This window comes from Cellulomonas alba, assembly GCF_030362835.1.
In the GTDB taxonomy this organism is placed as follows: Bacteria; Actinomycetota; Actinomycetes; order Actinomycetales; family Cellulomonadaceae; genus Cellulomonas; species Cellulomonas alba.
Genome location: NZ_JAUCGQ010000001.1, coordinates 1,994,558 through 2,018,196, shown reverse-complemented (window position 1 = coordinate 2,018,196; position 23,639 = coordinate 1,994,558). Strand labels below are relative to the sequence as shown.

At 75.3% G+C, this 23,639-nt stretch carries 23 protein-coding genes and 1 riboswitch; of the genes, 5 read left to right on the top strand and 18 right to left on the bottom strand.

Annotated features, from left to right (window positions below; translation table 11 throughout):
• Positions 1-5 precede the first annotated feature (5 nt).
• Positions 6-2,333 (top strand): 5-methyltetrahydropteroyltriglutamate--homocysteine S-methyltransferase, encoded by a 2,328-nt coding sequence (gene metE / locus QRT04_RS09260; protein WP_289454925.1) that lies wholly within the window; start codon positions 6-8, stop codon positions 2,331-2,333.
• A 163-nt stretch (positions 2,334-2,496) separates the two neighbouring features.
• On the opposite strand, the gene QRT04_RS09255 is transcribed toward metE, so the two are convergent.
• The gene (locus QRT04_RS09255) at positions 2,497-2,940 is read right to left on the bottom strand and encodes an Hsp20/alpha crystallin family protein (protein WP_289454924.1); all 444 of its coding nucleotides are present in this window, start codon (positions 2,938-2,940) and stop codon (positions 2,497-2,499) included.
• A 184-nt stretch (positions 2,941-3,124) separates the two neighbouring features.
• Between QRT04_RS09255 and QRT04_RS09250 the strand changes: the two genes are divergently transcribed.
• The gene (locus QRT04_RS09250) at positions 3,125-3,571 is read left to right on the top strand and encodes a DUF2568 domain-containing protein (RefSeq protein ID WP_289454923.1); all 447 of its coding nucleotides are present in this window, start codon (positions 3,125-3,127) and stop codon (positions 3,569-3,571) included.
• Positions 3,572-3,617: 46 nt separating this feature from the next.
• Here the strand turns inward: QRT04_RS09250 and QRT04_RS09245 are convergent, their stop codons facing one another.
• From QRT04_RS09245 to QRT04_RS09190, 12 genes are all read right to left on the bottom strand, one after another.
• Complete coding sequence (locus QRT04_RS09245) at positions 3,618-4,049, bottom strand: (deoxy)nucleoside triphosphate pyrophosphohydrolase (protein WP_289454922.1); 432 nt, start codon at positions 4,047-4,049, stop codon at positions 3,618-3,620.
• Between the two features lie 179 nt (positions 4,050-4,228).
• Positions 4,229-4,456 carry a helix-turn-helix domain-containing protein gene (locus QRT04_RS09240; protein ID WP_289454921.1) on the bottom strand — a complete coding sequence of 76 codons (228 nt, stop codon included), beginning with the start codon at positions 4,454-4,456 and terminating at the stop codon, positions 4,229-4,231.
• Positions 4,457-4,712: 256 nt separating this feature from the next.
• A complete protein-coding gene (gcvH, locus tag QRT04_RS09235) occupies positions 4,713-5,081 on the bottom strand; it encodes a glycine cleavage system protein GcvH (RefSeq protein WP_289454920.1) in 369 nt (122 codons plus the stop codon).
• Between the two features lie 58 nt (positions 5,082-5,139).
• On the bottom strand, positions 5,140-6,321 hold the full coding sequence (gene gcvT / locus QRT04_RS09230) for a glycine cleavage system aminomethyltransferase GcvT (protein ID WP_289454919.1): 1,182 nt from the start codon (positions 6,319-6,321) through the stop codon (positions 5,140-5,142).
• A gap of 68 nt (positions 6,322-6,389) precedes the next feature.
• Positions 6,390-9,305, bottom strand: a complete 2,916-nt coding sequence (gene gcvP / locus QRT04_RS09225) for an aminomethyl-transferring glycine dehydrogenase (RefSeq protein WP_289455751.1) — start codon at positions 9,303-9,305, stop codon at positions 6,390-6,392.
• Positions 9,306-9,543: 238 nt separating this feature from the next.
• A riboswitch (glycine riboswitch) is annotated at positions 9,544-9,649 on the bottom strand.
• 106 nt (positions 9,650-9,755) lie between these two features.
• Complete coding sequence (locus QRT04_RS09220) at positions 9,756-10,343, bottom strand: hypothetical protein (RefSeq protein WP_289454918.1); 588 nt, start codon at positions 10,341-10,343, stop codon at positions 9,756-9,758.
• Positions 10,343-11,140 (bottom strand): hypothetical protein, encoded by a 798-nt coding sequence (locus QRT04_RS09215; RefSeq protein ID WP_289454917.1) that lies wholly within the window; start codon positions 11,138-11,140, stop codon positions 10,343-10,345. Before QRT04_RS09215 ends, QRT04_RS09220 begins: the two co-directional genes overlap by 1 nt.
• Positions 11,137-11,712, bottom strand: coding sequence for a hypothetical protein (locus QRT04_RS09210; RefSeq protein WP_289454916.1), 576 nt, complete (start codon positions 11,710-11,712; stop codon positions 11,137-11,139). Before QRT04_RS09210 ends, QRT04_RS09215 begins: the two co-directional genes overlap by 4 nt.
• Before the next feature lie 64 nt (positions 11,713-11,776).
• On the bottom strand, positions 11,777-13,291 hold the full coding sequence (locus QRT04_RS09205; RefSeq protein WP_289454915.1) for a hypothetical protein: 1,515 nt from the start codon (positions 13,289-13,291) through the stop codon (positions 11,777-11,779).
• Complete coding sequence (locus tag QRT04_RS09200; RefSeq protein ID WP_289454914.1) at positions 13,288-13,575, bottom strand: hypothetical protein; 288 nt, start codon at positions 13,573-13,575, stop codon at positions 13,288-13,290. The genes QRT04_RS09205 and QRT04_RS09200 overlap by 4 nt, the downstream gene beginning before the upstream one ends.
• An 82-nt stretch (positions 13,576-13,657) precedes the next feature.
• Positions 13,658-13,954 (bottom strand): WXG100 family type VII secretion target, encoded by a 297-nt coding sequence (locus QRT04_RS09195; RefSeq protein WP_289454913.1) that lies wholly within the window; start codon positions 13,952-13,954, stop codon positions 13,658-13,660.
• A 178-nt stretch (positions 13,955-14,132) separates the two neighbouring features.
• Complete coding sequence (locus tag QRT04_RS09190; RefSeq protein ID WP_289454912.1) at positions 14,133-18,515, bottom strand: FtsK/SpoIIIE domain-containing protein; 4,383 nt, start codon at positions 18,513-18,515, stop codon at positions 14,133-14,135.
• Positions 18,516-18,652: 137 nt separating this feature from the next.
• Here QRT04_RS09190 and QRT04_RS09185 point away from each other — a divergent pair, with 137 nt between their 5' ends.
• From QRT04_RS09185 to moaA, 3 genes are read left to right on the top strand one after another with little or no spacing between them, the layout of a single operon-like run.
• Positions 18,653-19,144 (top strand): MogA/MoaB family molybdenum cofactor biosynthesis protein, encoded by a 492-nt coding sequence (locus tag QRT04_RS09185; RefSeq protein ID WP_289454911.1) that lies wholly within the window; start codon positions 18,653-18,655, stop codon positions 19,142-19,144.
• Entirely contained in the window at positions 19,141-19,566 is a 426-nt protein-coding gene (locus tag QRT04_RS09180) for a molybdenum cofactor biosynthesis protein MoaE (RefSeq protein WP_289454910.1), read from the top strand. Before QRT04_RS09185 ends, QRT04_RS09180 begins: the two co-directional genes overlap by 4 nt.
• Positions 19,563-20,549, top strand: coding sequence for a GTP 3',8-cyclase MoaA (moaA, locus tag QRT04_RS09175; RefSeq protein WP_289454909.1), 987 nt, complete (start codon positions 19,563-19,565; stop codon positions 20,547-20,549). Before QRT04_RS09180 ends, moaA begins: the two co-directional genes overlap by 4 nt.
• 37 nt (positions 20,550-20,586) lie before the next feature.
• Here the strand turns inward: moaA and QRT04_RS09170 are convergent, their stop codons facing one another.
• Genes QRT04_RS09170 through QRT04_RS09150 form a run of 5 tightly spaced genes read right to left on the bottom strand, consistent with a single transcriptional unit; the run spans position 20,587 to position 23,636 of the window.
• On the bottom strand, positions 20,587-20,820 hold the full coding sequence (locus tag QRT04_RS09170) for a MoaD/ThiS family protein (protein WP_289454908.1): 234 nt from the start codon (positions 20,818-20,820) through the stop codon (positions 20,587-20,589).
• Entirely contained in the window at positions 20,817-21,083 is a 267-nt protein-coding gene (locus tag QRT04_RS09165) for a DUF6457 domain-containing protein (RefSeq protein WP_289454907.1), read from the bottom strand. Before QRT04_RS09165 ends, QRT04_RS09170 begins: the two co-directional genes overlap by 4 nt.
• Positions 21,080-21,940, bottom strand: a complete 861-nt coding sequence (gene mobA, locus QRT04_RS09160; protein ID WP_289454906.1) for a molybdenum cofactor guanylyltransferase — start codon at positions 21,938-21,940, stop codon at positions 21,080-21,082. The genes QRT04_RS09165 and mobA overlap by 4 nt, the downstream gene beginning before the upstream one ends.
• Positions 21,937-22,410: a cyclic pyranopterin monophosphate synthase MoaC gene (gene moaC / locus QRT04_RS09155; RefSeq protein ID WP_289454905.1), complete on the bottom strand. Its 474-nt coding sequence runs from the start codon at positions 22,408-22,410 to the stop codon at positions 21,937-21,939. The genes mobA and moaC overlap by 4 nt, the downstream gene beginning before the upstream one ends.
• Complete coding sequence (locus QRT04_RS09150; RefSeq protein ID WP_289454904.1) at positions 22,407-23,636, bottom strand: molybdopterin molybdotransferase MoeA; 1,230 nt, start codon at positions 23,634-23,636, stop codon at positions 22,407-22,409. The genes moaC and QRT04_RS09150 overlap by 4 nt, the downstream gene beginning before the upstream one ends.
• Positions 23,637-23,639 lie beyond the last annotated feature (3 nt).

Genomic DNA, 23,639 nt, shown 5'->3' with positions numbered 1-23,639 from the left:
ACACCATGACGCACGCTCGCCTTGTCGAGTTTCCTGCCGGCTCCGTCCTCGGGTACCCCCGCATCGGGCCGCGCCGCGAGCTGAAGAAGGCCCTCGAGGCGTTCTGGGCCGGCCGCAGCACCGCCGACGAGGTCGAGGCCGTCGCGGCCGACCTGCGCCGCCGCACGCGCACCCGCCTGGCCGAGCTCGGCCTGCGCACCGACGTGCCCGCGATCCCCAGCGCGTTCTCGTTCTACGACCACGTGCTCGACGCGTCCGCCGTGCTCGGCGCCGTGCCGGCCCGGTTCGCCGACCTGCAGGACGAGCGCGGCGGCCTCGACCTCGCGGGCTACTCGACGGTCGCGCGCGGCCGCGGCGACGACCTGCCGCTCGAGATGACCAAGTGGTTCGACACGAACTACCACTACCTCGTCCCCGAGATCGGCCCGGAGACGACGTTCCGCTACGCCAGCGACCGCCCGGTCCGCGAGTTCGCCGAGGCGCTCGCCGACGGCGTGCTGACCCGACCGGTGCTCGTCGGCCCGGTGACGTTCCTGGCGCTGGCCAAGGCGACCGAAGGCGCGCCCGACGACTTCTCGCCGATCGACCGCCTGGCCGACGTCGCCGCGGTGTACGCCGAGGTCCTCGCCGACCTCGCCGAGGCCGGTGCGACGTGGGTGCAGCTCGACGAGCCGGCGCTCGTCAGCGACTCGATCGAGGTCCCGGCCGAGCGCCTGTACGCGGCGGTCGTCGAGGCCTACAAGACGCTCACCGCGGTGCCGAACCGGCCCGCGATCCTCGTGGCGGCGCCGTACGGCGACCTCGGCGCGGCCCTGCCGGTGCTCGCCGCGACGGATGTCGAGGCCATCGCGATCGACCTCGTCAAGGGCAGCGCACCCACCGAGCTCGTGCCCGGTCTCGAGACGAAGACGCTGGTCGGCGGCGTGATCGACGGCCACAACATCTGGCGCGCGGACCTCGACGCGAAGCTCGCGATCCTCGAGCAGCTCGAGTTCCTCGGCGCGGGCGGCCTCAGGGTCGGCACGTCGACGTCGCTGTTCCACGTCCCGCACGACACGGCCGACGAGCCGCAGCTGGACGAGACGCTGAAGAGCTGGCTCGCGTTCGCCGACCAGAAGGTCGCCGAGGTCGTCACGCTCGCCGAGGGCCTCACCGAGGGGCGCGAGGCGATCCACGAGCAGCTCCTCGCCGCGTCCGACGCCGTCAGCTCGCGCCGCACGGCGCCGGGCGTCGTGCGGCCCGAGGTCCGCGAGCGCACGGCCGCCCTGACGGCCGACGCGTTCAACCGCGGCGACTGGGACACGCGCAAGGAGTCGCAGGCGGCGCGCCTCGACCTCCCGCCGCTGCCGACGACCACCATCGGCTCGTTCCCGCAGACGCCCGAGATCCGCAAGGCCCGCGCGGCGTTCGGCAAGGGCGAGCTGACGGCGGAGCAGTACGAGGACGAGATGAAGGCGGAGATCCGCCGCGTCGTCGAGCTGCAGGAGCAGATCGGCCTCGACGTGCTGGTGCACGGCGAGCCCGAGCGCAACGACATGGTCCAGTACTTCGCCGAGAACCTGGACGGCTTCGCGGTGACGCAGAACGGCTGGGTCCAGTCGTACGGCTCGCGCTGCACGCGCCCGTCGATCCTCTGGGGCGACGTCTCGCGGCCCGCGCCGATCACGGTGGCGTGGGCGCAGTACGCGCAGTCGCTCACCGAGAAGCCGATGAAGGGCATGCTGACGGGTCCGGTCACGATCCTCGCGTGGTCGTTCGTGCGTGACGACCAGCCGCTCGGTGAGACCGCCAACCAGGTCGGCCTCGCGCTGCGTGACGAGATCAACGACCTCGAGGCCGCGGGCATCGCGATCATCCAGGTCGACGAGCCCGCGCTGCGCGAGCTCCTGCCGCTGCGCGCGGAGGACCACGAGGCGTACCTGCAGTGGTCGGTGAACTCGTTCCGCCTGGCGACGGCCGGCGTGCGCGACGACACGCAGATCCACACGCACCTGTGCTACTCGGAGTTCGGCCAGATCATGGGCGCGATCGACGGCCTCGACGCCGACGTCACGTCCATCGAGGCGGCGCGCTCGAAGATGGAGATCCTGGGCGACATCGCCGCCGAGGGCTACCCGCGCGGCATCGGCCCGGGCGTGTACGACATCCACTCGCCGCGCGTGCCGAGCGAGTCCGAGGTGACCGAGCTGCTGACCGAGGCCGTCAAGGCGCTCCCGGTCGACCAGCTGTGGGTCAACCCGGACTGCGGCCTCAAGACGCGCCGGTACGAGGAGGTCTCGCCCTCGCTCGAGCACATCCTGGCGGCGACCCGGACGGTCCGCGCCACGCTCTGACGCGCTCCCGTCGACGCACCACGCCGAGAGCCCCGGCCCCCGCAGAGGGGACCGGGGCTCTTCGCTGGTCGGGCGAGCTCGCCGGCCGGGCGGACCCGACACCTCGCCCGAGACGGCCCGACGCGCCCGCCGCCCGTCGGCCGCGGAGTGCTCGTCGCGGGCGTCAGGCCGGCTGGTCGGCGTTCGCGGTGATCTGCGTCGACGCAGCCTCGCCATGGCGCACCTCGATGCGGCGGGGCTTGGCCTCCTCGGCGACGGGGATCGTCAGCGTCAGCACGCCGTCGGTGTACGTCGCCTGGATCGCGTCGAGCGCGAGCCCGCGGCCGACGGCGATCTGCCGTGCGTACGTGCCGGCGGGGCGCTCCTTGGCCAGCCACTGCACGTCTTCTTCGGTGTGCGGGGTCCGCTGCGCGCGGATCGTGAGGACCTGGTCCTCGACGTTGACGTCGATCGAGCCGGGGTCCACGCCCGGCAGGTCGACGTTGAGCACGTAGTGGTCGCCCACGCGGCACAGATCCATGGGCATGACGGCCGCGCTTCTGTCGGCCGTCAGCACCTGCCCGAGCAGACGGTCCATCTCGCGGAACGGGTCGAATCGCGTAGCCACGCCGCTCACCTCCTCCAGCGGGACCCGGACCTCCCGGGACCCCAGCGCCCCGCGGAGACCAGCCCCGCGAGGTCGGCTACAGCTCCTGTGTTAGCACTCTCGACACGCGAGTGCCAAGAGGTCGTCGTGGCCGTTCGCGCCGAGCGAACCGCACCCGAGCGCGGCCCCGTGGCACGCTGCCGGGGTGACGTCACCAGGGGAGCCGGGCACCGGCAGGGACGAGCCGACGACGGCCGACGACGACGCGGTCGAGGCGCCGCCCCCTCGAGGCCCGGGTGCCGCGAGAGGCGGCCCGGGCGCGGCCGCGGCGTCGATCGGTCCCGCCGCGGTCGTCGCCTTCCTCTCGGAGCTCGCCCTGCTCGGCCTCGCCGTCGTCACGGGCTGGCGGCTGGGCACGCCGCCGTGGACGTCCCTGCTCCTCGCGGTCGTGCTGGTCGCGGTCGTCGTCGCGGTCTGGGGCCGGTGGTTCGCGCCGACGTCGGCGCACCGCGTGCGGGCGCGCGGCCGGCGCCTGGCGGGTCAGGCTGCGCTGCTCGTCGCGGTCGGCGCGCTCGCCGCGGTCGCGGGCCTGCCCTGGTGGGGCGCCGCCGTCGCCGTCGTGGGCATCACGGCGTTCGCGCTCGCGGGCTGACCGCGGGCGGGGTTTCGGGTGCGGGCGTCGGGTGCGGGAAAGGGGCTCAGGCCACGGACGCTCGGCCGACGTGGCCGATCAGCGCGTCGACGATCCGCACGTCGGCGTCGAGCCACGGCACCTCGCGCCACCGACCGGCACCGAGCCACCGCAGCGCGTCGTGCTCGACGAGGGGTGCCGGGGTGCCGTCGACGATCTCCGCGAGCCAGAGCCGCATCGCGTACCGCTCCGTCAGCACCCAGGCGCCGTCGTCAGGACCGACGAGCTCCGGGCCCAGGGCGATCGGCACGCCGAGCTCCTCGCGGATCTCGCGGTGCAGCGCGTCGACCGGGTCCTCGCCCTGGTCGACCTTGCCGCCCGGGAACTCCCACCGGCCGGCGAGGCTCGCGGGCGTGGCGCGCCTGGCGGCGAGGAGCACGCGCGGCTCGTCGAGGTCGTCCACGATCGCCGCTGCGACCACGAGCCGGCGAGGTTCCATGGGACCCGAGTCTGCCAGCGCCGAGGGCCCGCCCGTCGGCTGCCGACGGCGCGTCGGGTTCCGGACATGACAAAGGTGCAGGCCGCTGCTGGACCTGCACCTCTGAGCGGAGCGACGTTGCTCCACGAAGGACGAGGGACTCCTCGCCGACACGCGCGGGTGGGCCTCCCGCAGCGGCGTCAGCGGATGCCGTGCGCCTCCGCCCACGCGACCGCCTCGGAGCGCGTGGAGACGCCGATCTTGCGGTAGACGCTGCGCACCTGCGACTTCACGGTGTTGCGGGTGACGAACAAACGGGTCGCGATCTCCTCGAGGGTGACGTCCTCGGCGAGCTCCGCGAGAACCACTCGCTCCCGGCGGGTGAGCGCCTCGGTGGCGATCGTCCCGCTGCTCTGCATCGTGCTCATGATGTCCTCCGGTTTGCTGCTGGCCGCCGGGCCGGGCCGGCCGAGCTGGGCTGCGTACCGGGTGAGAGGGTCCAGATTCGCGTCTATGACGCGGTTTTCGAGACCTTCATCACCGGCGAACCCCCCGATCCGCCGAACTGGCTGGTGTCCACAATGAACGCCGCCGCCTGCGGGTGATACGCCCACCGGGTGGTCGGGTGAGAGTTTCACCCGAACGCATGAAGCACGTCGCAGGTGCTGGCACCCGCCACGTCCCTCATCCGGCCGAACGCGCCGCGTACTCGTCGGCGGTGAGCACAGGACCGGCCTCCGTCACGTCGACCTTCAGCAGCCATCCGGCGCCGTACGGGTCGGAGTTCACGAGCGACGGGTCGTCGACCGCGGCGTCGTTGACCTCGACCACGGTCCCGGTGACGGGGGAGAACAGCTCGGAGACGGACTTCGTCGACTCGATCTCGCCGACCACGGCGCCCGCCGTGACGCTCTCGCCGACCGCGGGGAGCTCGAGGTAGACGATGTCGCCCAGCGCGTCGGCGGCGACGTTCGTGATCCCGACGGTCGACGGGCTGCCGTCGCGGAGCCACTCGTGCTCGACGGTGTAGTGGAGATCGGTGGGCAGCGACATCGGTGGCTCCTGGTCGGTCGGCGGTGCGCGGGTCGGGATCGGGTGGTCGCTGCGCGGGTCAGCGAGGACGACGGTAGAAGGGCAGGGCCACCACGCGCACGTTCTCGAGGCGGCCGCGCACGTCGACGCCGAGCTCCGTGCCCGGCTCGGCCAGGTCGGGGCGCACGTACGCCATCGCGACGGGGTGCCCGAGCGTGGGCGAGGGCGCGCCCGACGTGACGACACCGACGGGCACGCCGTCACGCGTCACGACCGGGTAGCCGTGGCGGGCGGCGCGGCGGCCCTCGCCGACGAGGCCGACGAGCGCGCGCGTGGGTTCGGCCGTCGAGCGCGCCTCGAGCGCCGCGCGGCCGACGAACGGCGTCGGCGTCCCGTCGGTGCACGCCTTGTCGAGGCGCACCACGCGGCCCAGGCCCGCGTCGTACGGGGTCGTGCCCGTGTCGAGCTCGTTGCCGTACAGCGGCATGCCGGCCTCGAGACGCAGGCTGTCGCGCGCCGACAGCCCGGCGGGGACGAGCCCGTGCGGGGCGCCGACCTCGAGCAGCCGGCGCCACAGCGCGGGGGCCGCGGCGGCGTCGACGAACAGCTCGAAGCCGTCCTCGCCGGTGTAGCCGGTGCGCGCGACGAGCGCGTCGACGCCGTCGACGGTGGTCGTCACCGCGGCGTAGTACTTGAGCGCGCGCACCGCGTCGGCGTCGGGCGTCAGGCTCGTGACGATGCCCTCGGCCGCCGGGCCCTGCACGGCGATGAGCGCGGTGTCGAGCGAGCGGTCGCGGAGCCGGACCACGAGCTCGACGTCCGCCCCGAGGCCGCCCTCGGGTGCCTCGGCCTCGAGGTGCAGGAAGGCCGCGAACCGCTCCGTCAGAGCCGCGCGGACGACGGTGACGTTCGACGCGTTCGCGACGACGACGAACCGGTCGGGCGCGAGCCGGTAGACGACGAGGTCGTCGAGGACGCCGCCGTCCTCCGCGACGATCATCGTGTAGCGCGCGCGGCCCGGCTCGAGGGCCGACAGGTTGCCGACGAGCGCGCGGTCGAGCGCCTCGGCGGCGCGCGCGCCCGTGACCTCGAGCTCGCCCATGTGCGAGAGGTCGAACAGGCCCGCGGCGGTCCGGACCGCGGTGTGCTCCGCGATGTCGGACGTGTAGCGCAGCGGCATCTGCCAGCCCGCGAACGACGTGAGCGCCGCGCCGAGGGCGACGTGCTCGTCGTGCAGGGGCGAGCGCAGGTCCTCGGTCACGGCGGCCTCCTGGGCGCTGGTCGGGTGGGGGGTCGGGTGGGCGGTCGGGTCTGCGGTCGGGTCGACGGTCACTCGGCGAACGCCTCGACGGGCGGGCACGAGCAGATGAGGTTCCGGTCGCCGCGCGCGCCGTCGATGCGGCGCACGGGCGGCCAGTACTTGCCGTCCCGCAGCGCCGGCGCGGGGAACGCGGCGAGCTCGCGGCCGTACGGGTGGGTCCACTCGTCGCGCGTGACGCTGGCCGCGGTGTGGGGGGCGTTGCGCAACGGCGAGTCCTCGAGCGGCCAGGTGCCCGCGGCGACGGCGTCGATCTCGCCGCGGATCGCGATCATCGCCTCGACGAAGCGGTCGAGCTCGCCGAGGTCCTCGCTCTCCGTCGGCTCGACCATGAGCGTGCCCGCGACCGGGAAGCTCAGCGTCGGCGCGTGGAATCCGTAGTCCATGAGCCGCTTCGCGACGTCCTCGGCCGTGACGCCCGTGGCCTTGGTGATGTCGCGCAGGTCGAGGATGCACTCGTGCGCGACGAGCCCGCCGGGGCCCGCGTACAGCACCGGGAAGTGGTCGCGCAGGCGCGTGGCCAGGTAGTTCGCCGCGAGGACGGCCGTCGTGGTCGCGTCGGTCAGGCCGTCGGGGCCCATCAGCGCGACGTACGCCCAGCTGATCGGCAGGATGCCGGCCGACCCCCACGGAGCCGCCGAGACCGGGGCCACCGCGCCCGGCGTGACGGCCGCAACCGCGCCCGGCGTCGGGTCGCCCGGCAGGAACGGCGCGAGGTGCGCCGCGACGGCGACCGGGCCCACGCCCGGGCCGCCACCGCCGTGCGGGATGCAGAACGTCTTGTGCAGGTTGAGGTGGCTGACGTCGCCGCCGAGCTCGCCCGGCCGCGCCAGGCCGACCAGCGCGTTGAGGTTGGCGCCGTCGATGTACACCTGGCCGCCCGCGGCGTGCACGAGGTCGCACACCTCGCGCACCTCGGCCTCGTAGACCCCGTGCGTCGAGGGGTATGTGATCATGATCGCCGCGACCTGGCGGCCGTGGGCGTCCAGCTTGGCTCGGAGGTCGTCGAGGTCGATGGAGCCGTCGTCGGCCGTCGCGACCACGACGACGCGCAGGCCCGCGAGCGCCGCCGACGCCGCGTTCGTGCCGTGCGCCGACGCGGGGATCAGGCAGATGTCGCGGTCGGACTCGCCGCGCGACGCGTGGTACGCGTGGATCGCCAGGAGGCCGGCGAACTCGCCCTGGCTGCCGCCGTTGGGCTGGACGCTCACCGCGGCGTAGCCCGTGATCTCGGCGAGCCAGTCCTGCAGCTGCGTGACGAGCTCCGCGTAGCCCTGTGTCTGGTCGGCGGGCGCGTACGGGTGGATGTCCGCGAACTCGGGCCAGCTGATGGGCTCCATCTCGGCCGTCGCGTTGAGCTTCATGGTGCACGAGCCGAGCGGGATCATCGTCCGGTCGAGCGCGAGGTCCTTGTCGGACAGGCGACGCAGGTAGCGCAGCATCGCGGTCTCGCTGCGGTGCAGGTGGAAGACGGGGTGCGTGAGGTAGCCCGTGGTGCGGGTCGCCCAGTCGGGGAGCATGGCGGCGGTGTCGTCGAGCGTGAGCGTCAGGACGGACGCGAAGCCGTCACCCTGGACCGGCACGTCGGTGACGCCGGCCGCCACGAAGGCGAGCAGGACCGCGCCGACCTCGTCGACCGTCGTCGTCTCGTCGCACGTGACCTGGACGTGGTCGTCGTCGGTCGCCCAGAGGTTGATGCCCTGCTCGACGCCGGCGGCCACCACGGCGCGCGCACGACCTGGGACGACGGCGCGGACGGTGTCGAAGAAGACGTCGTGCTCGACCGTCACGCCGTGCTGGCCCAGCCGGTGCGCGAGGGCCGCGGCCTGCGCGTGCACCCGCTGCGCGATCGCCCGCAGGCCGTCGGGGCCGTGGTAGACGGCGTACATCGACGCGACGATCGCGAGCAGCGCCTGCGCGGTGCAGATGTTGCTCGTCGCCTTCTCGCGTCGGATGTGCTGCTCCCGCGTCTGCAGCGCGAGGCGGTAGGCCGCGGCGCCGTCGGCGTCGACGGACACCCCGACGAGCCGGCCCGGCAGCGTGCGCTCGAGCCCGGAGCGCACCGCCATGAACGCCGCGTGCGGACCGCCGCCGAACAACGGGACGCCGAACCGCTGCGCCGAGCCGACCGACACGTCCGCGCCGAGCTCGCCCGGGCTGACCAGCAGCGTCAGCGCGAGCAGGTCGGCCGCCACCGTGACGAGCGCGCCCTTCTCCTTCGCCGCCGCGACGACCGGCCGCAGGTCGCGCACCGCACCCGACGCGCCGACCTGCTGCACGACGACGCCGAGCAGGTCGCCCTCGACCTCGGGCAGGCCGCCGGACAGGTCCGCGACGACGACGGGCAGCCCGATCGCCTTCGCGCGGCCGAGCGTGACGGCCAGCGACTGGCCGAACAGGTCGGCGTCGAGCACCACGGTGCCCGGCTTGTTGCGCTGCGCGCGCCACATGAGCGCGACGGCCTCGGCGACCGCGGTGGCCTCGTCGAGCAGCGAGGCGTTCGCGACCGCCAGGCCCGTCAGGTCGGCGACGACGGTCTGGAAGTTGAGCAGCGCCTCGAGCCGGCCCTGGCTGATCTCCGGCTGGTACGGCGTGTAGGCCGTGTACCAGGCGGGGTCCTCGAGCACGTTGCGGCGGATGACGGGCGGCGTGATCGTGCCGTAGTAGCCCTGGCCGATCATCGGCGTGAGCACGCGGTTCTTCGCCGCGATCGCGCGCAGGTCGCGCTGCACGCGGCGCTCGTCGCGCGCCGCCGGGAGGTCGAGGGCGCGGTCGGTGCGGATCGCTGCGGGCACCGCGGCGTCGATCAGCGCGTCGAGGCTCGGGTAGCCGACCGTCTCGAGCATCCGCAACGTCTCGGAGCCGCGCGGGCCGATGTGGCGGTCGGCGAAGTCGCGCGCGGCGGGGGTGTGCTCGACCGCCGTCACCGCGACGGAGGGCGCCGTCTCGACCGGGGGGATGGCCGGGTGGCCGGCGCCGGGGATGTCGCCGAGGTGGATCTCGCTCACGGGCTGCTCCGCTGTGCTCGCCCGGCGGGGACGCCGGGGCCGATGGGGGCTCCCCGCTCTGTCATCCGTACCTGAGAGTTTTGCCGGTCCGCCCGTCGGGGCGCGCCGGCTTGCACCGTCGGTGGGGCGCCCTCGGGCGCCCGCTTTCCAGAGTTGCCTCGCCTCGGCGGTACAGGGGCCTGAGAGATTCCCGGGGAGGGTTGCTCCTTCGGCGCCCCGCGACCCGGTGGTCGGGCCTGCGGGAGCTCTCCCGCCGCGGTTCGAGCAGCGTCTTGAGTTGTGCCGCCAGGGTACCTGCCGCGCCCCGCCGCCCGCGCGCGCGTCCATGGCCGGTCGCCTCCGTGGCCGGCGCGAGCCGTGCCCGGGCGCTCAGGCTGGTCGCACCGCACGGATCGTCGCGACGAGGGCCGCGACGTCGGGCTCGGACGCGGGCAGCAGCCCGCCGTCGACGCGCGCGCACGGCACGACGACCAGGCGTGCGTCGTCGACCGTGTCGAGGACGACGGCGGGGCGCGGGCTCGACGCTGCGGCGCCGCGGCCGGCCGTCACGGACCCGAGACCGCCCCAGGGCACGACGACGAGCGGGTCCGCGTCGCCGCCGCGCCACAGCGCGACGCCCTGCAGCGACCACCCGAGCGTCAGTCGCGTCCCCCCGCGGAGCCGCCGCACCCACCGGCCGCCGCGTGCGAGCTCGGCGCGCAGCGTGCGGTCGGCCCACACCTCGTGCAGCGACCAGTCGGCGAGGCGCGCCTCGAGGGCGTGGTGCCGCGCGCGCGTGCGGCGCAGGCCCCACCGGAGCACGACGGTGAGCACGGCGCCGAGGAGGAGCAGCACGACTGCCGCGCCGACCAGGGCGGGCCCGAGCGCGCCGGGGCGCGCGAGCGAGCGCCAGGTGCTGAGGGCGACCGCCACCACGCCCAGAGCCGCGAGCGCGAGGCCGACCGTGCGGGCGCGCATCAGCCCGCGGCGCCGCGGGTGCGGGCGTCGGTCGCGCCCGGTCGGTCCTCGGCCGCGGCGCCGGGGCCGTCGTCCACCCCGACCTCGTCGTCCACGGGTGCGACCGCCAGCGTCGCGACCACCGTCTCGAACAGGTCGAGCAGCGGCGCCGCCAGCGCGACGAGCGGCGAGCTGAAGGTGAGGTTCGTCAGCGTGCCGTCGCCGGCGTCGAGCCAGTAGTCCGCGACGAACAGCGTCTGGTCCTGCGCCTCGAGCTCCTCCGGGCCCGGCGCGAGCCGCAGGCGGCGGACGACCGGGCCGTGCTGACCCGCCCGGACCTCGACCTGCGGGAGCGCCGCGGGGTCGTCGCCGGCGGTGGACGGCTCGTCGCCTGCGGCGGAGGACGGCTCGTCGGAGCCCGCCGAGCTCGCGTCACCAGAGCGGTCGTCCGCCGCGAGCTCGCCCTCGAGGAGCGCCGCGAGCTCGCCGGCGTCGGCGTCCGTCATCGCGTGCCGGCCCACGCGGTACACCGCGAGGCTCGCGGGGATCGGCAGATCGCCCGCGGTCATGGTGGAGATCGCGAGCAGCACGCCGCCCGCGGTCGCCGTGCGCTCGGCGGTCAGCTCGAGCTCGCGCCGCAGCTCGCCGCGCAGCGCCGCGTGCTCGTCCGCGCGCCCGACCTGCCGTTCGACCAGCTGCGCGATCGAGCGCCTGCGCGCCTCGACGTCGGCGAGCCGGATGGTCCACCAGGCGCTGGGCAGCAGGAGCCCGACCTCGCCGAGCGCGGTCCCGGCGTCGCCCGCGGCGCTGTCCGTCATCCGGCGCCGACCGTCACGTCCAGGCCGTTGACCACGAGCACGCTCTGCTCGCCGAGCGCGTCGGCCACGGCGGAGATCGGCGTGGTGAACAGCAGCTGGAGCGACTCGTCGGCCCCGGGAGGGAACACCGTCCACTCGGCGGAGATCACCACCTGACCGCCGCGACGCGGCGCGATCGTGTGCGTGACGAGCACCGCGGGGCCCGCGGGGGTCTCGCCGCCGACGGCCTCGTAGTGGAACACCTTGACGCCGCGCTGACGGGGCTTGCGCTGCGCCGAGCGCAGGTACTCCTCCGCCGTGACGTACTGACCCGGAGGGGCCACGAGCACCTCGATCGAGAACCGGCCGAGGGCCTCGCCCGAGCTCGGGTCCGGCACCCAGATGCCGTTCTCGACGACCATGCCCTCCTGGGCGCCGTCGAACGCGAGGACCGCCTCGCGGACGCGCGCCTGCGCCTGCTCGCCCTCACCGAGCGCTGCGGCGATCTCGTCCGCCCGCGCGGCGCCCTCACCCGGGCGCCAGCTCTGCCAGCGGTCCGGCAGGGTGAGCGTGTAGCCCTCGATGATCGTCACGCGGTGATGCTCCTCGTCCTGGTCGTGCGGCGGTGCGGAACCCGGCGCCGCTGGCGCGAGGGTGTCACGGCAGGTGCAGGCGGTCCACGGGGCTGGGCGCCCACAGCGACGGCACGTCCGTGAACGGCGACAGGATCGAGACGGACAGCGGCGTGCCGTCGTGCACGGCGTCGACCATCCCGCGGATCCCGACGGTGGTGTCGACGCTCCCCAGGGTCGTGAAGCCCGACAGCGCCGTGAACGCCACGTTCGCGTTCGTCATCGCCGCCCGCGCGCCGGTCGAGTGCTCGAGGATCACGGCGGACGTCTGGCCGACGCCGGTGCCGAGGTTCGTCAGCGCGGTGTCGCCCTGGAGCGCGCCCGCCATCGCGCGCCAGTCGCGCAGACCCGCACCGAGGTTCTGCGCCCCCTGGCCGAAGCTGATCTCGTCGAGCCGCGTGAAGAGGCCGAAGATCTCCTTCGGGTGCAGCGTCTCCCACGTGCTGCCCTGGCGGAGCGCGCCGAGGAACGTCGTGGCCGACGTGCGCAGCTGCGTCCGCGCCACGAGCCGCGACGCTGGCGCGCCCTCGCCCAGCAGCGAGCGGAACGCGCTCGGACCCGCCTGCCGCGGCAGCCCCGCGTTGACGCGCTGGAGGCGCGACATCGACCGCATGAGCGCGGTGCCCTCGATCCGCGCGACCGCGCGGCTGCCGGTCCCGACGCTGCGGGCAGCGACGCCCAGCACGCGACCCGCACCGAACGTCGCGAGCGCGAACACGTCCCAGCCGACGTCGCCCCACGAGCCCTTGCCGTCCGCGACGAGCCCGAGGTCCGCGAGCAGCTTGACGGCCGTGGCGATCGCGGCGACGGCGGCCAGCACCTCGCCGAGCACGGGCACCCAGCACAGCACCAGGGCGAGCACGCCGGCGACCGACGCGATGATGCCCGCGATCTTCGAGATGACGGCGCAGTAGGGCGCGATGGTCGCGGTGAAGTTCTTCCACCACGAGTCCTTGAGGCCGTCGGCCTTGACCGCGTCGCGGATCGTCTCGGTGGCCTGGCGTGCCGCGCGGTCGCGGTCGTCGGTCGCCGCGTCGAGCTTGCGCCGGGCCGCGGCGAGCGCCGCGTCGGCGTCGTCGCGGTCGTGCCGGGCCGAGGTCAACGTACGGTCGAGCCGTGCCAGGTCGTCGTCGGTCGCCGTGTCCGGCGCCGAGTCGGCGGCGGTCGACGCGCGCGTGACGCGGGCCGCCGCCGAGTCGAGGTCCGACTGCGCCGCCTGCGCGTCGTAGTACGCCTGGAGGGAGTCCGACTGCGCCCGCGACAGTGCGGACGCGTACGTGCCCAGCGCCTGCCCGACGGCGACGTACCGGCCGTGCGCCCGGTCGATCTTGCCTGCCACGTCGGACGCCTTGTCCGCCACCGCGGCGACGGCCTTCGACGTGTTCGCGCGCAGGTCGGCGATCGCTCGGAGCCGGTCGGCCGCCGTCTTGATCGCGTCCGCGACGCTCGCGTAGTCGGACGCCGCCTGCGCGACGACGCTCGGGTCGCCCGGGACGGGGTCGCTTCCCGCGAGCGGGTACCAGTGCGCCGGCCGGCTCACGCGTCACCCCGCAGCGCGGCGGCGAAGTCGGTGTCGATCTTCTCGAAGCCGTCGCCGATGCCCTGGCACGCGTCGGCGAGGCCCGCGATCGCGTCGACCATGTCGGCGCGCGTGTCGTCCCAGCCGTGCGCGAAGTCGTGGATCGCGTCGCGCAGGCCGTCGTGGCCCACGGCACCCGCGACCGAGTCGCTGCGGGCGTTCGCGTCGTGGAACTCCGTCGCGACCGTGCGGAGCGTGCGGCCGGCTTCCTGGAGCTGGGCGGTGTCGAGCTGAAGGTCGGTCATCGCGCTTTCCTTCGCCGGGCGGGACGGCGGCGGGCCGCGGGACAGTCGTCCGCGCGGCCCGCCGGCCAGGTGTCCAGTCGGATCAGCCGCGCAGGCCGGAGGCCAGCTGCGTGTCCGCGTCCTCGAGGGTCTGCGCCGCCTTGCGCAGGTAGTCGCCCAGGTTGGTCAGCGCGGCCACCGTGCTCGTCGCGCCCTGCGTGAACTGCTGGTAGGACTCGCCGAACGCCACGGACGCCTGGTCGGTGACGAAGCCCGAGCTGATCAGCGACTCGATGAACGACTTCAGCTCGTTGAGCTTCGAGGTGATCTCGTCCTGACCGGTCGTCAGCCGCGACGCCGCGTCGCGCATCTCCTGGTACGAGACATTCAGGTTCGCCATCACAACCTCCACGTCGAGTCGTGCCCCCGCGACCGCGACAAGCACCGGCGGCCCACCCGCCGGGTAGCACCGTAGCGGGCCGAACGGACGAAACGCCCGCGATGTCCACCGCCTGTCACCCGTTCGGTTGCTCGAGGCCCGCGAGAGCGGCAGCCGGGCGCGACGAGAGCCGCGGCGCTCACTCCGCCACGGGCACCTGGACCCGCCGGAGCCGTCCCTGCTCGACGTACACACCGCGGCCCGGCGGGAACTCGGCCCGACCCATGCGCGGGAAGGGCGTCCGGAACAGCGTGTCGCCGTCGAGGTGGTCCGGCTGGAGGACGAGGCCCCGACGGCCGCCCCGCACGTCGGCGACGAGCGGCCAGGAGGACCCCCACGCGCCCGTCTCGCCCTCGGCGAGCACGAAGTGGTCGTTGCGTCGCGCGGTCTTCACGACCTCGGCGAGCACCTGCTCGGCCGGGCCGCCGAGGAACTCGGACAGCGTCTCGACCACCACCACGACGGGCTTGTCGGGTGCCGCGAGCTCGCCGAGGTCGGGCAGGATCGCGCGGGCGAGCGCCGCGGCCTGCTCGGGGTCGAGCGCCACGTCGTCCCAGACGCCCGCCGCATGCACGGGCGAGCGGCGGTTGCCGACGTAGTACAGCCGCGCGTCGGGCATCGCCCGCCGCATGGACGTCGCGAGCGTGCGCAGCACCGTGGTGCGGCCGCTGCCGGGCATGCCGGCGAGCACGAACGTGCCGTGCGGCTCGAACCCGATCGGCTCGAGGGTGTCGTCCGCGACGCCGAGGACCGGCAGCCCGTCGACGCTCTCGGGCAGCGCCGCCAGGTCGACCCAGCTCGCGAGCCGGCGGACCGGCGGCGCGGGCACGACGCCGTCGGCGCGCATCCGCTCCGCGAGACGCTCGAGCGCCTGCGCCTGCTCGGCGGGGGCGGCGGCGCCACCCGGAACCGCGACCTGCAGCTCGTCGTGCTCGCCCGCGAACACCCCGCGCCCCGGTGCCGACGACGGCCCGAGCACGTCCTTGGGCACGTCGAGCACGCCGTACGTCGCCTCGTCGGCCTGGCGGAGCACGAGCCGGCGCTGCACCGACCCGGCGAGCGAGGTCGGCAGCGCACCCGGGCGCTCGCCCGCCATGACGACGTGCACGCCGAGCGGCCGGCCTTCGGCGACGACCCGCTGGAACGCGCTCCAGACGAGCGTCCGGCCGGCGTCGGCCTCGTACGCGTCGCGGAACGCGGAGAGGCCGTCGAGCAGCAGCAGGATGCGCGGCTCGTCGGGCCGGCGGGCGAGCGCTCGGTACTCGGTGATCGTCCCCGCATGCACCTGCGCGTAGCGCGCGGCCCGCTCGTCGAGGTCGTCGCGCAGCCGCCGCAGCAGGCGCGTGACCCGCTCGGTGTCGGATCCGTCGACCACGGACCCGACGTGCGGCAGGACGTCGATCATGGCGAGCCCGCCGGCGCCGAGGTCGAGCCCGTACACGTGCACCGGGCCGCCGCTCGCCGCACCCGCCGCGGCCGCCATCGTCCGCAGCACGGTGGACTTGCCCGAGCCGCTCGTGCCGAGCACCACCACGCTGCCGTCGACGTCGGGCCGGTAGTGCAGCACGCGCTGCGCCTGCTCGGACGGGACGTCGGCGACGCCGAGGGTCAACGCCTCGTCCGTCGACCGGCCGAGCTCCGCCACGTCGATGAGCCCCGGCAGCTCGGGCAGCCACGGCTTGCGGGGCGCCGGGACGCGCTGGGCCTGCGCCGCCGCCCGCACGGTGCGGACGACCCGCGCGATGTCGGTCGGCCCCGCGTCGTCGACCTCGACGGCCGCGGGGGCGGCGGGGACGTCCCACGTCTCGCCAGCGCCGAACGTGAGCGACTCGATGCCGACCGCCGCGCGCCGCGCGACGGCCGACGTGCGGCCGCCGGCGTAGCCGGCCTGGAACAGCGCGATGCGGCCGGGACCGGTGCGGACCGCGCCGCGACCCGGCACGGCGGGGTCGAACTGGCCGGCGAGCGGCGAGCCCAGCACGTCGACCGAGTCGTGCTCGTCCGCCATGCGCAGGGCCACGCGCAGGTTCGTGTTCGCGCGGAGGTTGTCGCGGATGACTCCCGCCGGCCGCTGCGTCGCGAGGATCAGGTGCAGCCCGAGCGAGCGACCGCGCTGCGCGACGTCGACGACCCCGTCGACGAACTCCGGCACCTCGGACACGAGCGCCGCGAACTCGTCGACCACGATCACGAGCGCGGGCGGCGTCTCGGGGTCGCCCAGCCGCTCGAGCGCCAGCAGGTCCTTGGCCTTCTTGCGGTTGAGCAGGTGCTCGCGGTGGCGCAGCTCGGCCCGCAGGCTCGTGAGCGCGCGGCGCACGAGGTGGGGCGACAGGTCCGTGACGAGCCCGACCGTGTGCGGCAGGTCGACGCAGTCGGCGAAGGCCGCGCCGCCCTTGTAGTCGACGAACAGGAACGAGATCCGGTCGGGGCTGTGCGCCGCGGCGAGGCCGAGCACCCACGACTGGAGGAACTCGCTCTTGCCCGCTCCGGTCGTGCCGCCGACCAGCGCGTGCGGGCCCTGGCTGCGCAGGTCGAGGACGAACTCGCCCGAGGCGCCGAGCCCGACGAGCGCGCGCAGCCCGGCGTCCTGCCGCCGTCGCACCGGCGGCGCGCCCGAACGGTCGACCAGCGACCCGGTCTCCCGCCACCGCTCGACCACCGCGGTCGGGTCCTGCGCGATCTCCGAGCCCGCGAGCGCGAGGTAGCCGACGCTCCGCGGCAGGTCGGACTCGTCGATCACCGGCGCGCCGGCGTCCACCACGGACGCGAGCCGGCGGCCGAGGTCCGTCGCCGTCGGGACGTCGAGCAGCTCGCAGCCGACCGGCGTCCACCGCCCCGTCCCGACCGCGCCGAGCCGCATCGAGCCGTCCGTCTCGACCGCGACGAACGCGCGGCACACCGCGGGCAGGCGCTCGGGCTCGGCGGCGCACCAGAGCACGTGCACGCCGACCGCCGGGCCGTCCTCCGCGAGCCGGACGAGGCGGCCCCGGTCCGCCTGCGCGTCGTCCTCGACCACGACGAGCACCGCCGGGATCGTGCCGGTCCGCGCGCCTCCCGCCGCGCGCGCCGCGACCAGCTCCTCGAGCCGGGTGACGAGGGTGGCCGCGGCACCCGGGCTCGACGCGAGGTGCATGCCGCCGATCGGGCTGTGCGGCGAGTCGACGTGCGGCATCCACTTCAGCCAGTCCCACCGCGCGAAGCTCGCCGCCGACGCGATGCCGGTGACGACGAGCTCCGCGGGCGAGTGCAGGCACGCGAGCTGCGCGACCAGCGACCGGGCCACCGAGTCGGCGATCTCGCGCGGGCCGGCCACCCCCACCGCGCCGGACTCGCGCAGGTCCACGACCAGGGGCACGCCGTCGACCTGCTCGAACCGTTCGGCGAGCTGCTCGAGCTCGGCGCGCAGCTCGGCGACGGCCTTGCCGCGTGGCGGGAGCTTCAGCGCGGTGCGCGACGGCGCGGCGCCGAGGCCGACGCGCACGCGCAGGAACCCCGCGTGCTCCGGTCGGCGCGACCAGAGCAGGGAGCCCAGCTCGACCGCGGACGCCACGACGTCGGCCGTCGAGGGCATCTCCGTGAGCCGGACCTCGCGCTCGCGTTCCTGGCCGGTGGTCAGCTCCGACTCGAGCCGGGTCAGTCCGTCGTGGAAGTCCGCCGTGAGCTGCGCGAGCCGCTTGCGGTCCGTGATCCGCTTGTCGAGCCACGTGCCGACCATGATCAGCGGGCTCAGCGCCACGAACACGAGCGACAGGGTGCTGCGCGTCGTCGCGTACAGCACGGCTCCCATCGCGAGGGGCGCCGCCAGCGCGACGAGGGGGAACCGGCCCGGTGACGCCGGGTCGGGCACGGCCGGCGCCTCGACCGTCCGCTCCTCGTACGTCGGGACGACGCGGGGCGAGCGGTTGAACCGCAGCGTGGCACCGTCGCCACCCCGGGTGTCCGCGGGTCGCAGGCGCTCGACGCGCACCACGCTCTCGCCCAGCAGCACGTAGTCCGACGCGCTGAGCACCGCGCGCTCGACGCGGCTCCCGCCGATCACGACGCCGTTCGCCGAGCCGGCGTCGACGACCTCGACGGTCTCGCCGACCACGAGGCGCGCGTGGAGCTTCGAGACCATCTGGTCGGCGAGCCGCACGTCGTTGGCCTCGCCGCGCCCGATCGTCGTGACGCCCTGCGGCAGGTCGACGTGCAGGCCGGCGGCGGGCCCGGTGACGACGGACAGCCGCGCGAACGCGAGCCGCGGATCGAGGCCCGGCTCGGCGTACCGGTCGGACGCCGGCACGACCGCGATGGTCGAACCGGCACGGAGCCCCGCGTCGGCCAGGCTCGACCGGGTCACGGCCGTGCGCGCCTCACCGCCCTCGGGCGGCTCGACCAGCATCGTGACGCCCTCGGTCCGGGGGAGCCCCTCGGACCGTGCGATCGCCTCGGCGACGTCGCCGATCGTGGCACCCGCGTCGGTGGTGATGGTGAGGTCGGCCGTGACGCCGCCCGTTCTGCGGAGCGTGACCCGTGTGCGCACCCGTCGTCCCCTTCGTCCCGAGGGAGGGTAGCCAGGTCGGCGACGTCGCGGGCCCGGCGTCCGAGTGAACGCGCGGCGGACCCGGTTTCCACGGGACTGGCGAGCCGGGCACCGGACGCGCCTCGTAGGCTGGACAGATGCCAGCAACGGGTCCGGCGGTGCGCGCGGCGGTGGTCGTCGTGTCCGACCGGTCGGCCGCCGGTCAGCGGGAGGACCGCAGCGGCCCGGTGGCCGTCGAGCGGCTGACGGCGGCCGGCTACGCCGTGGGCGCCGCCCGCGTGGTCCCGGACGGCGCGCCCGAGGTGTCGCGCGCGATCCGGGACGCCGTCGCCGAGGGCGCCCGCGTGGTGGTGACGTCCGGTGGCACCGGTGTCGGTCCGCGCGACGAGACCCCCGAGGGCACGCGCCACCTGCTGGTGAAGGAGCTGCCCGGCGTGGCCGAGCTGCTGCGCCGGTCGTCGGCCGTGCCGACAGCGGCTCTCTCGCGCGGCCTGGTCGGGGTCACGGGCGACGGCTCGTTCGTCGTCAACCTGCCAGGATCGCCGAACGGCGTGGCCGAGGGGCTCGACGCACTCCTGCCGCTGCTGCCGCACGTGCTCGACCAGCTCGTCGGAGGTGACCACGCATGATCTGGAGCACGATCTCCGACCAGCCGCTCGACCTGCTGTTTCACGTGGAACACGCGAGCCGGGCCGCGGACGGGTCGGCCGGCGCCGTGGCGACGTTCGTGGGTCAGGTGCGGGACCACGACCCGTCGGTGACGGGACGCGTCGTCGCGCTCGAGTACAGCGCGCACCCGGACGCCGCCGACGTGCTGCGGCGCCTCGCACAGAAGGCGGGCGCCGAGGCGGACGTCCTCGGGCTCGCGGTGTCGCACCGCGTCGGCCGGCTCGCGGTGGGGGAGGCGGCGATCGTCGCGGCGGTCGCGACCTCGCACCGGGCCGAGGCGTTCGACGTCTGCCGCGCCCTGGTCGAGAGCGTCAAGGCGGAGCTGCCCGTCTGGAAGCGCGAGATCCTCGCGGACGGCACGCACCACTGGGTCGGGCTGTGACGGCCGGCGAGCTGGTCGACCGGTTCGGCCGGCGGCACCGCGACCTGCGCATCTCGCTGACCGACCGCTGCTCGCTGCGGTGCACGTACTGCATGCCCGCGGAGGGCGTGCCGTGGCTGGCGCGCGACACGATGCTGAGCACCGACGAGCTGGTCCGGGTCGCGCGGGTCGGCGTCGGGCTCGGCATCGACGAGATCCGCCTCACCGGCGGCGAGCCGCTGCTGCGGGTCGACGTGATCGACGTGGTGCGGCGCCTCGCGGCGCTGCCGGTCGAGCTCTCGCTGACGACGAACGCGCTCCGCCTGCCGTCGCTCGCCGCGCCTCTGCGAGATGCGGGGCTCGCGCGCGTCAACGTCAGCCTCGACACGCTCGACCGCACGAAGTTCCGCGAGCTGACGCGCCGCGACAAGCTCGTCGAGACGCTCGCGGGCCTCGCCGCCGCGGATGCCGCGGGCCTCGCGCCGATCAAGCTCAACGCGGTCGCGATGCGCGGCGTCAACGACGACGAGATCGTCGCCCTGACCCGGTTCGCCGTCGAGCACGGCTACCAGATGCGGTTCATCGAGCAGATGCCGCTCGACGGCGGCCACACGTGGGACCGGCACGCGATGGTGACGCAGGCCGAGATCCTCGACCGGCTGTCGTCGGCGTTCACGCTGACCGAGGTGCCGGGCCGTGGCGCCGCGCCCGCCGAGCTCTGGTACGTCGACGGAGGCCCGGCGACCGTCGGCGTCATCGCGTCGGTGTCGGCGCCGTTCTGCTCCGCGTGCGACCGGTTGCGCCTGACGGCCGACGGCCAGCTCCGCGCCTGCCTGTTCGCGCGCACCGAGACCGACGTGCGAGACCTGATACGCGAGGGTGCGGACGACGACGCGATCGCCGACGCCTACCGTCGCTGCCTCGCGGGCAAGAAGGCGGGGCACGACATCGGCGAGCCGACGTTCGTGCAGCCGGACCGGCCGATGAGCGCGATCGGCGGCTGACGCACCGCCCTCGCGGCGCCGTGTCGCGGCGCTCCCGTCAGCCGCCGGCGAACGGTGGCAGCACGTCGAGCGTCACGCCGTCGGCCACGTGCTCGTCGTCGGCCGGGCGCTCGCCGTCGGCCAGCAGCGCGCATCGGGGCAGCACGGCCTGCAGCGCGTCGTGACGCGCCAGGATCGCGGCCCTGACCTCGGCGAACGTGCCCGACGGCAGGGCCTCCTCGTCGAGCCCCGCGGCCTCGGCGGCGGCGGCGAAGTACCGGACGCGGATCACTCGGCCTCGTCACCCCATGCGGTAGCGAGGTCGGCGACGCGGTCGAGGATCGGCGCGGGGTCCGACCCGCCGGCGGCCGCCAAGCCCGCGACGAAGAGCGACACCGGCACGGCCGGGCGTGCCACGCCGTGCGCGACGTCGCTGGCCAGGTCGAGGATCCGGTCCACGTCGACCAGCGCCGCGTCGACGCCGAGCGCGCTCGTCAGGCTCGCCACCCAGTCGGGCAGGTCGGCGCCGGGGGCGCGGCGGGGGTCGTCGCTCATCGTCGGGCTCCATCCGTCGGGGCTGCATGGTCGGCATGGTCGGGTCGCCCGGCCTGGCCGGTCGGGGCGGCCTGCGCGGGTTCGTCGGCCGGCTGGGCCGCCGGAGACCCGGCGGGACCCGCACCGGAGCGCGCGGCCGGGGGCGGTCCGTCCTCCTGATCGTGCCACCACGGCGCGCGACGCAGCCGGGCGACGTCGTCCCAGGTGTCCGCGTCCAGTGAGGCGTCGTCGAGGTCGGGCACGTCGACGAGCCGGAGGCCCGCGAGCGCGCGGCGCATCGAGACGCCGTGGGTCGAGGCCAACGCCTCGAGCGCCGCCGTCAGCGGACCACGCCGATAGGCGGCGACGAGCGGCTGCACCGACCCGTCGGCGGCGACGAGCCGAGCGCCGTCGACGCCGCCCGCCGCGGCGGCGGCCACCAGCGCAGGCACCGCGCTCCCGGCACGCGGCACGTCGCAGGCGAGCACGACCACCACGTCGGGCGCGAGGTCACCTGCGGTCGCGGCCCGAGCGGGGGTCAGCCCGGCGACGTCGGCCGCGACCGCAGCGGTGGGGGTCGCGAGGCCGTCGTCGGTGAGCGCGGCCAGCCCCGCGGCGAGCCCTGCGACCGGGCCGCCGCCCGGTGGGTCCTCGAGCACCGTCGGCACGCCTGCTCGCGCCACCGACGCGGGTGCGACGAGGACCACCCGCCTCGCGTCCCGCACGCCGTCGAGCACGTGGTCGACCAGCGCACGCCCGGCGACCAGCACCTCGGGCTTGCTGGGGCCCCCGAGCCGTGACCCGCGCCCGCCGGCGAGCACCACGGCGTCGTACGGGATCGACGCGCCGGTCCTGCCGGGGTCCGGCGGCGGCGTCACCCCTCGCGCCGCCACTCGCCCGACCGCCCACCGGACTTGGCCTCGAGCCGCACGTCGGCGATCCGCACCGAGCGGTCGAGGCCCTTGACCATGTCGACGACCGCGAGCGCCGCGACCGACACGGCCGTCAGCGCCTCCATCTCGACGCCCGTACGGTCCGCGGTCCGCACGGTCGCGGTGATCGCGACCCCGTCGTCCTGCACGGTGAGGTCGACGACGACGCCGTGCACGCCGATCACGTGCGCGAGCGGCAGCAGCTCCGGTGTGCGCTTCGCGGCCGCGATGCCCGCGACCCGCGCCACCGCGAGCACGTCGCCCTTGGGCACGTCCCCGGAACGCAGCGCCGCCACGACGTCCGGCGCGCAGAGCACGCGCCCCGACGCGGTCGCCGACCGGACGGTCGGCTGCTTGGCCGTCACGTCGACCATCCGCGCGTGGCCCGCGTCGTCCAGATGCGTGAACCCGCTCATGTCCTCACCCTCAGCACGCGCAGCACGTCGCCGGCCGCGACCTCGTCCACGTCGGCCGGCACGACGGCCAGCCCTTCCACCAGCGCGAGCCGAGTCGCCAGGTGCGACCCCGACCCGCCGTCCGTCGCACGCCGCACGCGGTCCGGCGCGACGAACCGCACGGGCATCAGCTGCGCGCGACCCGCGGGCGACCGCCAGCCGTCGTCCGTGGTCGCGACGACCTCGGTGCGCCGCACGTCCGCGACGTCCACGCCGCGCATGCGCAGCAGCGCCGGCCGCACGAACACCTCGAACGACGTGTAGACGCTCACCGGGTTGCCCGGCAGCGCGAACAACGGCGTTCCGGCGGGCAGGCGGCCCAGCCCCTGCGGCTTGCCGGGCTGCACCGCGACGGCGACGAACTCGACGCCGGTCCCCGCGAGCGCCGCCTTGACCACGTCGAACGCACCGGCGGACACGCCACCGCTCGTCACGACGGCGTCGATCGTCGGGTCGTCGTCGAGCCGCGCGAGCGCGCCGAGCAGCGCGTCCGGGTCGTCGGGCAGCGGGCCGAGCCGCACGGGGTCCGCGCCGGCCTCGCGCACGGCCGCGGCGAGCAGCCACGAGTTCGAGTCGGGCAGCTGACCGTGCGCCGGCGGCTCGCCCGGGGCGACGAGCTCGTCACCCGTCGCCACCACCGCGACGCGTGGCCGCCGGTGGACGGACAGCCGGTCGCGGCCGACCGACGCCACCGCGCCCACCTGAGGCGCGCCGATCAGGGTGCCGCGGGCGACGACGACGTCACCGGGCCGCGCGTCCTCGCCGGCGCGACGCACGTGCATGGCGCGCGGGACGCCCGCCCGGATCCGCACGGTGGGCGTGACCTGCGGGAACACCGCGTCGGTCTGCTCGACGGGCACCACGGCGTCGGCACCCGCGGGCAGCGGGGCGCCCGTCATGATCCGGATCGCCGTGCCCGGCTCGACGGTCGCGCTGGACGGCGCACCGGCCGGCGCGTCGTCCAGGACCCGGAGCGTGACGGGGGTGTCGGGGCTCGCGGGCTCCACGTCCGCGGCGCGCACCGCGAAGCCGTCCATCGCCGAGTTGTCCCACCGCGGCAGCGGCGCGTCGGCCACGACGTCCTGCGCCGCGACCAGTCCGAGCGCGTCAGCGAGGCCGACCTCGACCGGCGGCAGCGGGGCGGCCAGCGCGAGCGCGGCGTCCTGGTGCTCGGTCAGCGTCCGCACGCC